Genomic DNA, 12,870 nt, shown 5'->3' with positions numbered 1-12,870 from the left:
AAAATGTATGATTAAAATAGTGAACGAGCTAGGGAAAAAACATATCTCTAATGAAATCCCCCTTTTCTTAAAAAGTGGGGGTCTAGCAAAAATCTATGCAGAGCCTACCCAAGAAGGCGAACTATGGAAGAAAATCGAAAATTTACAAAAGAAACCTTGGCTTACGTAAAGGAGGATAATAAAATGAAGCGAAAATTTATCTTAAATGAGAGTATTCTTATTCCTTAATAATAAGGAGGTTAGGGATTTTATGACCTCCGCATCACTCACCAAATTGTGCGAAATATCGACATGAGTGAGCGACCTATTGCTTTCCACAAGGTTAGCTAAAGCAGTAACACCCTTGTCGCATATCAGGTTAATCTTAAGAATAAGCTCGCTGATTGAAGGATTGTATTTTAAGGCTTTAGATAAAGCTAGAGCACCTTCATCCTCTATGCGATTATTTTCGAGAACAAGCTTAGTAATTGAGGTCTTGCCCTTTAGGGATTTAGCTAAAGCAATAGCGCCTACATCTGCCAGTTGATTATTAGAGAAGTTTAGCTCAGTGAGCGAATAGTTTCTTTCTAAGCTTTTAGCAAAAACGATAGATCCTTCTTCATTTAGTTGATTATCACTAAGTTCAAGAATGGCAAGCGAGGAATTACTTTTTATCCCCTCAGCAAAAGCCATGATACTTTGAGAGTCTAACGGTATATCATAGAGTCTTAAATGGGTAATTGAAGGTGTACCCTTTAGAGCTTTTGCTAAAGGGATTGCTGCCGGATAAGCTATCTCATTACCCCAGAAGCTCAGCCGATTGAGCGTCTGGTTATTTTCTATGACCTGTGCTAAAGCCGTAGCAAATGGATAAGCTATTGGAAAGCCGGAAAGGTCTACCTCTTGAAGCGAAGAATTTAGCCTAAGACCCTCTTTTAAAGCTTTACATTCTTCTTCTGAGAGAAGCTCTTGGGTAATCTGAAGAGTGCGAAGAGTATTCTCAAATAAGGCTCTAACTTGCAAGGTAATCGCTAAAGAAGAAGGAGGGAGATTGTACCGCATTAGCAAGGAAGGATCGCGGTGAGGTAACGTTAAACTTCTAAGACGTGGATAGGTCTCGATGAGCAATGCAACCTGATGGGCAGGAAGATTTACGCATCCTTCTAAATCAAGCTCTTCTAGAGAAGGAGCTTCTAGCTGTAGAGAGGTTAATGCTGCATTATTTTTTAAAGCAAGAAAACGCAAGTTGGGAGCTTTTAAAGCCAGCTTAGAAAGACGCTTACAATTAGACAAATCAAGATAATTTAAGCAAGGCAATTCTACGAAAGAAAAAGATTTTAAGGCATCGCAATGACTAGCATCTAACTTGGTAAGAACCTTAGAAGCTTCTAATAACCGTTTTAAAAGAGATCTATCTAAAGATTTACAATTTTTTAAAGACAAGCTGTTGAAAGAAGAAGCAGCCATAGCTTTAAGCAAAGCTAGCTCTTGCTTTTGCTTAGAAATTTTTAAGAAAGCTAGGGCAGCTTCACGTAAGCCATCAGTTAAAAGTTCTTGAAAAGGTTCGATATTTCCTTTTTTTATAGCAGCGGCGACCGCTTGAAGATGGCGAGGACAGCTTTGGCTGATCAGCATCTCTAATTCTTTTAAAGACTCTTGAGGCAAATAGCGCTTTTCATGCCTGGCTAGATCTTTAGCGGGTATATTGCTTGATTTTAAAAGTGAATTGGTAGTGCTACTAGTTACTAAGCATTGCTGAGCTTTATCATAGAAATGTCCTGGCCCCTTCAAAAAGCGCTCGTAAGGAGAAGCTGTTGTATCTTGCAAAAGGTGGGCATAATATTTTCCCAGTGAAGGATCTAAGCGGAAGAGAAGTTCTAGAGGAGTTATCGCGGCGTTGCTTTCTATAGCATGCTGCATACAGGTAAGTTTTTGGTAAAGTCTAACAATAGTTTTTGGAGGCAAAAGAATAGAAATCACAGGTTTTTGCTTGTTATAAGCATACACATAATCACGTTCTTTTTCGTTAAAGAGACTCTCATAGCGCTGCTGCTGCTCATTGAGATTCTTTAGCCAAGTTTGCAATATTTCTAGGGGCTTAATTTTTAGGAAAACTTTTCTCGTTTCAGAATGAAGAGCAGTGTGCATTTGATTTAAGCAAAATAAGATACATTTAACTTTCAGTTTTTCGTCCTTGGAAAAAGAGGGAAGAAAAGCATGGTCGTTATCGATACTTACGATTTGTTCTTTTTTTTCACCTTGATGATTAGTAAAGGATTGCAAGATGTAATTATCGGGTTTACCATCCTCCGGATTAACTAACATAGCTAAGAGCATCATATTGTGCACCCGATGCAAATCTAGATTGGTTAAAGTGCTGCCTGCTTTTAAAACCCCATCTAAATTCTTTCCATCGCTTGTTTCTGAAACTAACAGAGGATAAGGGTGATGACGAATATTGTAGCATTTGAATAATTCAGTCTCGGGAACGCCATGCCCAATAATCAAGCGATGAAGCCTTCCTACCGCATACTCCATTCCTGCCATCTCAGGATAAGGCTTAAAATGAAGCTTACGATGCAGATAGCTAACCGCTACAACAGCACTGCGTCCATATGTACGAGGCAGCTTATAAAATTCTAAGCCTGCATCAAGCGGAAGTTGCTGCACGACGTGGGGATGTAACTTTGCTTTTCCAGAATCGACGCCTTCCCATTCAAATCCTTGACCCGTAGCTTTTGAAGTAAAGACAGCAAGAGAGCGTAGGTAAGCGAAGGCTGGTAATTGAGCTTCAAGGCAGGAAAGAACTTGCTCGAGATGAGGGTCATGGGCATGTTTATTAACAAATTTTAAAATCTTAGAGGGATGGGCTTTAGCACCAGCCCCATTTTTAGCTAGCTCAATGAATATAAAGAGATTGTCTTCAGCCATAGCTTTTTCTAACGGCGTCTCCCCTTGACGAAGAAGATCTGGGTAGTCCAAATCCGCTCCCCTCTTAACTAGCTTGGCTAATAAAACACTAAAGCGACAAGATGCATAAGAGGCACGGTTAATTAAAGGAAAAATAGGAGGAGAGCTCTGTCCGTCTAAAACATTAGGATCAAGCTTTTCGTGTGCCAACAAAAGTTCTGCGATTAAGAAAATTTGCTCTTCTTCCAAGTTAGGTAAGTGATAGATGCGCATAAGCTTATGTAAAGCTGTTTGTCCTGCTTCATCGGCTTGATTGATTTCAGCTCCTAGTTGAAGAGCTAGCTTAACCAAAGAAGCCCTACCTAGGTCGATAGCCGTAAACAACAAATTTTGCTTTTGTGCCAAGGAAAGAGGCAAAGGCGGACAAAACGAAAGATTAGCAACAGCTTTTAGTGGAGTAAGCTGGGTAGGAATACGATTGGACCAATCTAATGAGGATAAAAAAGCACCCACTTCTTCTTCAAGGGAGATCAGATACGGTAAAGCTTTGGGGGAAGATAAATGTGTAGAGCCGACCAGAGCTTCAACAGTTGTGCTTTGATGGTGCAGAGATAGTAAGGCGTCGAGTGGATTGGCATGCGTTTGCATAAGAACTTGGTAGCAGGCAAAGGCGGTCGGCTCTAAAACTTTAAAAAGATCGTGGTGAGTGACTAAATCTTGCTTAAGCTTATCCTGCAATAGCTGCAGTTTTTTAAAAAATATAGTCAATAGTCCCTTCGGCAATAAAAGGGGAATATCCAACTTTTTTTCAGCTGTCTCATCTAAAAAATCTTTGTTTGTTAACTGTTTTTGGAGAATAAGCCTTTTATATTGTTGATTTCTTTGGTCTAGTCGCTTAATCCAGTGCAGCAAAAAATCGAGGGGGTTTAAATTTTTTAGAAATTCTTTGTTTAAGGGGGCAATAGGTTGGTCCATGCATCCTTTCAGCAATAGAGGCAGGCATTTTAAATGAATTCCATGCCCTTTTTCTGCTGGAATAATCGCAGGCTCAAAAGCTTGATCATTATCAATGCAGACAAGCTTTAAGCCTTCCAGCTCTTGATCTTTCCAAATAAGTTCTACAATATAGTTATCGGCTTTGCCATCATTAGGTAGGATAAAGAGACTGGCCAGGATTAAGCTGCTAAAAGCCTCTTTATCAATTTTTTGTAATAAAGGTGGAAGATGACGAAAAAGCTCTTTTATAGATTTTTTAGGAAAAAGCTTAGCGATCCAGCGTAAAGCTAAAGATAGCTCAACTAAAGAAGCTAAAGAAGCATTTGCGGCTAGCTTAGGATGTAACTTTAGTATGGTTAAAAGCTGCCAAAAATTATTTTCTTCCTTATTTTCTAAAAAGTCTTTACGAAAAATGTCCAAGCCTTGCTCGTCAGATTTTAAGCTAAAATCTCCTGTGCAGGAAAATTCTTTTAAACGCAACTCTTCTGGCAGCTGCTCCACCCATGTTTTATAAGCATGGAAAAGCTTTCCAGGAGCAGATGAGTAAGGCTTATGTGCTTCTTCTAAGAAATAAGGCCAGCTTTCAATAAGCTCTTCAGCCGTTAGTTCATCGCATAATAAATCAAAGATTTCCAAGATACTGATGAGGTCTACGAGCAAAATCGCTGGAGGGCGTTCGGCTTCAAGAGAATGACCTATTGTATAGCCTACCTGCACTGTATAAGACTCATAGCCAGTAGCTTTACATAATCTCTCTTTAAGCTGAGGATATTCTTTAAATATCTGAAAAGAGGTTTTGCCTTGCCATAATTGCTCATTAAAGATCTGTTTGGCTTCCTCATCTGGTAAGGCGTGCCAATTGAAAATCCTAATATGTGAAATTTTAAGGAAAGAGGTAGGAGCGGCAATTAGAGATTTTGGCGAAAAAGCTTGGGTTAAAGAAGTAGCAGCATACTCCCAAGCCGGCTTCAAATAATCAGAAATAATTGCCGCTTTAGGATTACCTTTACAATGTAAACCGCCTAAAGAAGCAACTGCATGCCTACCATGCGTATTGGTACGGCAAGGCAGCCCTAGATCATCCATAGAAAGCATAGCAAGAGCTTTATTTATATCGAGGAGAAGAAAACCCACGGAATCTCCACAGACCTGGGCTTTCAAGGCTAGTAAAGCTTCTCGCTTCTCTAAGGCAGAAGCCTCAAGGAGCTGGGTTATAAAGTTAGTATAATAGGTCTCTAAGATTTTTAGCTTATCTTTAAAAGAGGAAGTTGTAATTGAAGTGATAGTATCCACAATAGTAGCTAAGACTCTATGAAAAGGTTGTAAACGTGGGTAGGAAGCCACGCTTATTCCCTGTTCAATTATCTCCTTTCTTTGTTCTTCCGTGACTATAAACCAAGGTAACTTAAGATTAGGCACAAGCTTAGCCAGTTTATTTCTTTCTTTGGCAGTATAAAGAGAAGATTCGGCATGAAGGTGGGCTATGGTTTCTCCTAGGAGATCTTTTTCTTGGCCTAAATAATTTATTAAACGCTCCTTTAAAAGCTTTTCTTCCTGTGTGCTTTTTATAGGCATTTGAGGCCATATTTGGGGGCAAAGAGGAGATAAAGAAGGAGTAGCGCAGTTTTGCTGTGTAAAAGGTGAAAAAGAAACATCGCTGTCAGGGCCTTCTGATTCTATGACGGGCTCTTGATGGAAAACGCGCTGCAAAGGGCCTAGCGGGTGAGTGATTTGCATATAAATTCTTTAACTTCTTTGATTGTTACTAAGAGGTTGTTTTTCCCTGGAGAAGGCACTTTAGCTTATTAAATAAGCATCTATCTTTCTTCATAAAAAACAGTTTAAATCCCTAAAATTTTGCCCCAAATATTAAAATTGAATTTTTAGAGATTTTTTCTTATTTCGTCAAGAAGAGGTTATTTTCACGCACTTATTTTAAATACAAGTCAGCTAAAAAAATCTACTTTACAAAAGATATTTTTTAGCGAAACAGGGAAAAAATTTGATTGAGGATCTTAGGAGTATTTACGCCCACCTACCTTTTAGAGGGTCGGATTAGCTATAGCAACATCACTAATTTCCTTACTATCTAGCTCTTTAAAAACCTAACAACTATGGCAATATGCTAAAAGGCAAGCTTGCCAAATGCAACCAGCTAAAGGTAAAATTATTCATTGAGGATACGACAAAAAAGGATCTTATGTGGATTAAAATAACATCAGTGGTTAGCATTTTTCCTTACCATTAAAGCAAAATTAAGCTAGGAGCCAAGCTTTTTCTTCCACGCACTCTTTGCTATAAATTATGCTTATCTGTAATTTTTATAGGCTGCGGAAAGCTAGTTTTTAGGTAACAGTTCAGATACCCCCCAACCAATGCCTGTTCACCTCAACGAAATGGCCATCAATAAATATTGATTTCCTTTAGTATGAGAGATTTGCTATTCTATAGACATGAATGCAGATAACCCAAATTTTATGCCCTCTATTTCCGGTAAAGATTTTGATGCTCTTCCAGCTGCTATTCGCACTTATATTCGCTATCTTGAAAAGATCATCGAACAGCAGCAATCTCAGATCCAACAGCAACAGGCCCAGATTCAACAGCTGCAAGCTCATATCCAACAGCAGCAAGATCGTATTAGTAGCTTAGAGGATCAACTTACAAAGAACAGTTCTAATAGCAGCAAACCTCCTAGCAGTGATGGCTTGAAGCGGAAGCCAAAAAGCCAACGTCGCCCATCAGGCAAAAAACCAGGTGCTCAACAAGGACATGTGGGAAAAGGCCTTCTTCAGGTGGAAAAACCCGATTTCTTGGTGATTCATACACCCACAATGTGTCAAACATGCCAAACAACCCTTAGTGAAATCAAAGGTGCTTGTGTAGAAAGACGTCAGGTTTTTGAAATTCCTCCTTCTAAGTGTGAGGTGACAGAACATCGGGTGGAGGAGAAAAAATGCCCTTGCTGTGGAAAAAATAGTAAAGGAATATTTCCTGAAAACGTTAGAGGGCCTGTGCAATATGGCGAGAGAGTTCAAGCCCTGGCAGCTTACTTTGCCGATCAACATTTTATACCCGTGGACCGCGTCTGCGAAATTTTTGAGGATGTGTTTGATGTAACTCTTTCACCTGGCACTTGTGTAAATATCGACAAAAAACTCTTTGAGAAACTTGAAACCTTTGAAAATAGTCTGAAAACATACTTGCTAGCCACACGCGTTTTACACTTTGATGAGACAGGCATCCGCTGTGAAAAAAAACTATCGTGGGTGCATGTAGCCTCTTCACCAAGGGCTACTTTATACACCCTGCATGCTAAGCGCGGGCAACAAGCCATGGATGAGGCAAACATTTTACCTCAATTTAAAAGTATAGCCATTCATGACCATTGGTTTCCTTACTTTTCTTATGAACAAATGTTGCATGGATTGTGCAATGCGCATCATTTGAGAGAATTGACGTTTATGCATGAGGAAAAACAGGAAATGTGGGCAAAACAAATGAAAGAATTACTGCTTTTTGCCCAGCAAGAAGTAGAAAAACATGTAAATCAAGAAGCTCTACCTCCAAAGCTTTTACAAGACATTGAGCAGGCTTATAAACAGAAAATTATTGATGGGCTTACCTATCATTCTAGCCTGCCTCCATTGCCAAAAGGTAAAAGAGGTAAGCAAAGGCAACGGGAAGGTAAAAACCTTCTGGACCGTCTAAAAGAAAAGCGAGAGTGCGTGTTGCGGTTCATGTACGATTTTGCCGTACCCTTTACCAATAACCAAGGCGAACAAGACATTCGTATGGTTAAGTTAAAGCAAAAGATATCGGGTTGTTTCCGTAAGCCTAAAGGAGGGCAGATTTTTTGCCGCATCCGCAGCTACATTTCTACGGCACGCAAACAAGGCTGGAATGTCTGGGATGCCTTGGCAGATGCCATCCGAGGCAGCCCTCGTCTATTAGCCATAGATCGACAGGCCAACTTGCAAGAAGCCATTACCTAGCTTCTATTCCATTCAAACGTTCCTGAATAAAAAAAGGGTATCTGAACTGTTACGTTTTTAGGTGGGTAATCTAAAAAAGTCCTTATCAAAATTTAAGGGTATTTAATTTCCAATGGGAAGATAAAAAGATAGTCTTTATCTAAAGACTTAAAAGCCCTTCCCCGTAACTTTATTTCTTCAGTTCCTTAAGAGCCGAGAGGCATTTATAGCCATTCTCTACATTATTACTAAAACATTAAATTCTCATGCAGAAGGCTGCTTCAATCCCCATCAAGCTTAATTGAAGAAGGCTTTGAAATTGGCTAAAGAAGAATAGCATTTATTGCTTGCAAGTTCATTCGTAGCCCTCTTTCAACGTTTCTTGAATCTAAAGTTTTATCTTTAACATCTCCCATGGGAAGAAAATTTCTCTCTTCTAGAAAAGGCTTCTCACTCAGAATTTGAGACCTAAGTTTTTTTTGGTAGGTTTATTTAATATTAAATTGTCTCTAAGCCCTTGCAAGATAGCCACCAAGCAAAGAAGTTCTCGATGACATGCAAAAAGTCTTAATTTTTAGCCTTTAAAAAAATTCAAAGCTAGAAATATATTAAGTAAAGGCCTACGCATTTGAAAATGCTTAAAACAAAAACTGAATTTTTTATATACCATCTTAGGATGATAAAAACTAACAGCGAGGATATATATGTTATATTGGTCATTAACATTTTTGATTATTGCTATCGTGGCAGGTTTAATGGGTTTCAGAGGTATTGAAGGCATAGCCGCTACTATCGCGAAAGTTTTATTCATCGTTTTTCTTATCCTTTTTATTATTACTATGGTATCCGGCTATGGGATGATGGGTACCCCTCAGCCTTAAATTAAAGGATAAGCAGCAATTTTTTCTAAAGAGATACTAAGTTACAGGCTTTTCTAAATTTTTGTAGCTTGGTATCCACTTTAGAAAGCTAATCGCTTGAGGCTTGCTAAACATAGACGCTTTAAGCTTTCAAGTATAAAGAATTTACTGAGAGAGCAAAACTTGCTAGAAAATTAGACATTTTTCTCACAAGTTTTTAAGCGATATAATTCCTAAGATTATTTTCACCTGCCTTATAGATAACCCTAGCATGATTGCATGCTTATAAAAAAATTTGCGACGTAAGATCTTCTTTCTAGGCCAACGGGATTTAGCCTGCCCTGGATTAAAATTATTAGCAACCCTTCAGGATAAAACCTTTAAAAACAAGCTGGAGCACGGTAACCAAGCGGCTAATTATGAAAACCTCACCTGCAAGCAATTTCTTCTTTTTTTATCTCCTCTCTTTATTCTAGCTGCTAAGGCTCTAATCAAGTCAAATCGTATAGACGCAACCTGCCTTATTCACCCTTTTTCTCACCTTTTCTTTCGGTAGCCTATATGATTTTCCCCCTAAAACTATGCAAAAAAACAAGCTTAAATCAAAATATTCTTGAAAGTATTGATAAAATATTATCCAATCAGTCTTAATCAACAAATGTAAACATACTAAAGGTAGATATTTATGCTTCCAGCCTTACCTGCAGAGGAAATGATTTTAAGACTTTTGCTATCAGGCGTGCTGGGTGGTTTAATCGGATTTGAAAGAGAACGATTGAGCTGGGTCGCTGGCCTACGCACGCATATGCTTGTATGCCTAGGATCTACCCTTATCATGCTTGTTTCCCAGTACGCTTTCCATGAAGTCGTGCATGAAGGACTAATTAATCTAGATCCTTCACGCGTAGCTGCCCAGGTGGTTAGCGGAATTGGTTTTCTAGGAGCCGGCACCATCCTTTTTTTAAAAAATGTGATCCGCGGTCTGACAACAGCAGCAAGCTTATGGGCCGTGGCGGCAGTTGGTCTAGCTATTGGAGGAGGGCTTTACTTGGCAGCAGTTAGCACAACCTTGCTTATTCTAGTCATCCTTGCTGGAATAAAACCTCTTGAAAAAAGATTTATCAAAAAAAATCGAGCCGTAGGTCTACGGTTTGGCGCCAAAAATGGTGCTATTCACTTAGCTTCCCTGCAAGAGATTTTAATCACTTTAAATAAACGTTATGATTCTAGCCGCCTACAAATAGAAAAAGTAGGAGATAAAGAAATTTTTCATTTATTGTTCAAGGCTGCTTCCCAAGCTCATTTTATAGAAATAATTGATGAACTACGTAAGCTAGAGGGCATTGAAAATATCGAACTTATTGATGATGCAGGAGCCTTCCCCTAGCTCTCAATAGATCTTTAACCTTTCCTTAACCTTAAAACCTAACTTTTTTATTTTTGGTTATCTCGCCTTTTTGACCAACCTCTTAGATTCAGAGTATAAATCTTTTAATGTCTCCAAAAAGAGGAGAAAGACTAAAGCCGCGAGACGGACAAACCTTAAAGGCACTAAAAAATGATGCTTCAAAATTTATTCAAGGCTAGGGAAAAAATGATAAAGGTAGGCAGCTCTACAAGAAGCTTGAAAGAAGATTTTTTCTCTAGGCAGCTAGCCTATCAGCGAGCAGCGTTGAACCCTAACCCCCTAGAAATGAATAAGATAGCAAAATTTTGAATATCTCAAGAGCCATGTTGATAGCTTAGGGGATAAGAGCTAGTATATGCCCTACTATAGCAAACCAAACGATTAGATCATTTAAGCCACTAAATTCCTAATAGTTAGGGATATCTATAAACAGGTAAGCGATCATAGGGAGGGAACCCGCTTAAGCTCTTGATACTAAGAAGATAATGCAAATCAGATAGTGTGCAAGAAATAGAAAAACAGATATTTGCAAACATTTTGACCTTGCAGATGCTCGCAGAATCCTATCTAAAGCTGAGCTTATCCCGTGATCGCTTGCATAAACCGGAGTAAGTTTATTCGTTTCTCTTATTCGGAAAGAAATAATTCTCTATTATATATTTAAAAGACTATTCATAATAAAATTATATCCTTAATTTATATAAACAAGTATAATAGTGTTTGAATGCTTATTTTTAACTCGTGGAGCTTCTATGGTTAATCCTCTTCATCAAGCTAGCCCAAACCTTATGATTCAACAGCCTGCAGAATCTCAACAAAAGATTTTTCAGGGCTTTAACATATCTTCCGACGGGAAAAGTGCGATAAAAATCCTCCGGGTAGGAGGTAAAGAATTAAAATTTACAGTCTTCTTTCCTAGTAATATGCAGACTGATGGCCGCCGTCATAAATATCTGCAGCATTTTAATGATGATCAATTGAATCGCTTGGGGCAGTATGCGCTTGACTTAGGCCTGGGGCAAGCAAAAAAAGAGGCTCGAGGAAAATTAGAAGCTATTGTTCTAAACACCACCTCTTCTGGTAGCCTTAATGAAATATTAAAAAAATATAGCAAGCTAGAAGCACCTAAGCAGATCTCTGTAGAGTATTATAAAGAGCGCCTTAATATGCTGCAACACAGCGATTCTTTGGCTCAAGATAAAGAATTACAAGATAAACTCAAAAAATATGAGGGAAAGATAGCTGCTCTTCAACAAATTCAGGAGATGTGGAAGAAAAACTTTTCTCCTTCCCAGGAACAGCCAGAAACTGTCACTCCTGACCAAACAGCAGAAGAAGAAACTCTTCAACCAACAAAAACTAGGCCTGCAGATGATCAACATGACGAAGAAAAACTGTTAAGCCAAAGAGATAGAAGAAAAAAAGAAGCTTTGCTGAAAAAAGATAAAAGCACCCCTCCTTTAAGACCTCCCCATAAAGGTAATGTTGAGGAAGAGAAAACGAGCATTGTGCACGAAGAAGCCGCCGCAAGCTAAAAGTCTCTTTAGTGGTTAATCTTTTTCAATAGCCGACAAAACAAATAAGCTTCCTCTTCTCTCATAGTTTTCTATACAAGTCAAAATTTACAAGCGCTTGGCTAGGAATATATGCTACTTTCCTTACATTAAGAAAATAAATAAGACAAATAGATAAGAAAAAAAGGGTTTAAATAAGTTTTATAAATTAAAACAGTTTCTCTCAGGTTTTTAACTATCTTAAAAATGTTAAATTTTACCCTAAGAATTTCCTGATTATTAGATAAATTTGATGTTCTGATAATCATGCATAGCTTTAGGCGTTTGCTTTTTGCCACATCTCCTCTCTGCTTCTTTAATAGGCCGCTACGCTTGAAATCTCTTCCTCCTCGCTTTATGATCTATATACTTACCGTAAATAAGTATCATAAATTTTATCGAATCGCAAATAATATACTTGAATTTTTAATTAACTGCAATTTTTTAAATTATAAGGTCTTATGTTTCTTTTCCTTTCTTAGCTCTATATTCTACATTAACTTTTAATTGATAAGTTTGCAGAAGCAAGAGTGCTACTTTAGCATCTAATTGTTGAGCTTCATCCCTTAGCTGTTCGATTCTTTGGCTTAACTTTATTACTTTAAAATTTAACTGGGTGAATTTAGGATTTAGTTCTTTTTCTTTAAACCCAAAATTTTCTATTTCAGTGTAAAGATCTTCTAGCTCGGCACTTAAATGTGTTTCTTTATGTATTAATTGTTTTTCTTTAAAACTTAAGAGTTTCCTTTCACTCGCTAACTGTACTTTTTTTGCCTCAATGTGTTTAAATTCTTTTTCTTCTTTCTTATAATCTGTTAAATTGTTAACAGCATTTATATGATTAATAGAAGAATCTAAAGGAGCCAAGGGGAATGTCATAAAAAACCTCTTATAGATTAAGGTTAAACCTCTAATATAAAAAGATTAGAGATCAGCCAAAAAATTTTCAAGCTTTTTTAAATAAAAAAATAAGCGCAATTTAGTGACAGATAAGGTGCCTTAAAAGCGAAATGTAAGAAAAGGAAGAGAAGGTATGAAAGATTTTAATAAAAACAACTAGAATGCTCATCGGCCTGCTTCATTAATAAGAAAACACTTCACTAAATATAAATAATCACTCTACAAATCAAGTTACTAAATAAAATAAATATCTTTCTCATCGTAGAGTAACTTCGCATTTTATAAAGATA

7 protein-coding genes are annotated in these 12,870 nt (G+C 37.8%); 5 read left to right on the top strand and 2 right to left on the bottom strand.

Features of this window, described 5'->3' with window-relative positions; all coding sequences use genetic code 11:
- Window positions 1-7 precede the first annotated feature (7 nt).
- Window positions 8-169: a hypothetical protein gene (locus TY21_RS10900; RefSeq protein WP_158622989.1), complete on the top strand. Its 162-nt coding sequence runs from the start codon at window positions 8-10 to the stop codon at window positions 167-169.
- A gap of 32 nt (window positions 170-201) precedes the next feature.
- Here TY21_RS10900 and TY21_RS00550 read toward each other — a convergent pair whose 3' ends face one another.
- Complete coding sequence (locus TY21_RS00550; RefSeq protein ID WP_042241414.1) at window positions 202-5,622, bottom strand: hypothetical protein; 5,421 nt, start codon at window positions 5,620-5,622, stop codon at window positions 202-204.
- Window positions 5,623-6,362: 740 nt separating this feature from the next.
- On the opposite strand from TY21_RS00550, the gene TY21_RS00545 reads away from it, so the two are divergent.
- The 4 genes from TY21_RS00545 to TY21_RS00530 all read left to right on the top strand — a co-directional run bounded on the left by TY21_RS00545 (window position 6,363) and on the right by TY21_RS00530 (window position 11,662).
- On the top strand, window positions 6,363-7,880 hold the full coding sequence (locus TY21_RS00545) for an IS66 family transposase (protein ID WP_158622988.1): 1,518 nt from the start codon (window positions 6,363-6,365) through the stop codon (window positions 7,878-7,880).
- 683 nt (window positions 7,881-8,563) lie between these two features.
- A complete protein-coding gene (locus tag TY21_RS00540; protein ID WP_079979973.1) occupies window positions 8,564-8,740 on the top strand; it encodes a DUF1328 domain-containing protein in 177 nt (58 codons plus the stop codon).
- Window positions 8,741-9,404: 664 nt separating this feature from the next.
- Complete coding sequence (locus TY21_RS00535) at window positions 9,405-10,106, top strand: MgtC/SapB family protein (RefSeq protein ID WP_042242667.1); 702 nt, start codon at window positions 9,405-9,407, stop codon at window positions 10,104-10,106.
- A gap of 773 nt (window positions 10,107-10,879) precedes the next feature.
- Window positions 10,880-11,662, top strand: a complete 783-nt coding sequence (locus TY21_RS00530) for a hypothetical protein (protein WP_042242670.1) — start codon at window positions 10,880-10,882, stop codon at window positions 11,660-11,662.
- A gap of 477 nt (window positions 11,663-12,139) precedes the next feature.
- Here the strand turns inward: TY21_RS00530 and TY21_RS00525 are convergent, their stop codons facing one another.
- Window positions 12,140-12,547: a hypothetical protein gene (locus tag TY21_RS00525; protein WP_130589438.1), complete on the bottom strand. Its 408-nt coding sequence runs from the start codon at window positions 12,545-12,547 to the stop codon at window positions 12,140-12,142.
- Window positions 12,548-12,870: the final 323 nt, after the last annotated feature.

This window comes from Neochlamydia sp. S13 (assembly GCF_000648235.2).
Lineage (GTDB): Bacteria > Chlamydiota > Chlamydiia > Chlamydiales > Parachlamydiaceae > Neochlamydia.
This window is presented reverse-complemented; position numbering and strand designations above follow the sequence as displayed.

Excerpts from the sequence above, each read along its gene's own strand:
- TY21_RS10900 (WP_158622989.1), top strand. The coding sequence starts at position 8 with ATGATTAAAATAGTGAACGAGCTAGGGAAAAAACATATCTCTAATGAA.
- TY21_RS00540 (WP_079979973.1), top strand. The coding sequence starts at position 8,564 with ATGTTATATTGGTCATTAACATTTTTGATTATTGCTATCGTGGCAGGT.
- TY21_RS00535 (WP_042242667.1), top strand. The coding sequence starts at position 9,405 with ATGCTTCCAGCCTTACCTGCAGAGGAAATGATTTTAAGACTTTTGCTA.
- TY21_RS00530 (WP_042242670.1), top strand. The coding sequence starts at position 10,880 with ATGGTTAATCCTCTTCATCAAGCTAGCCCAAACCTTATGATTCAACAG.
- TY21_RS00550 (WP_042241414.1), bottom strand. The coding sequence starts at position 5,622 with ATGCAAATCACTCACCCGCTAGGCCCTTTGCAGCGCGTTTTCCATCAA.
- TY21_RS00545 (WP_158622988.1), top strand. The coding sequence starts at position 6,363 with ATGCCCTCTATTTCCGGTAAAGATTTTGATGCTCTTCCAGCTGCTATT.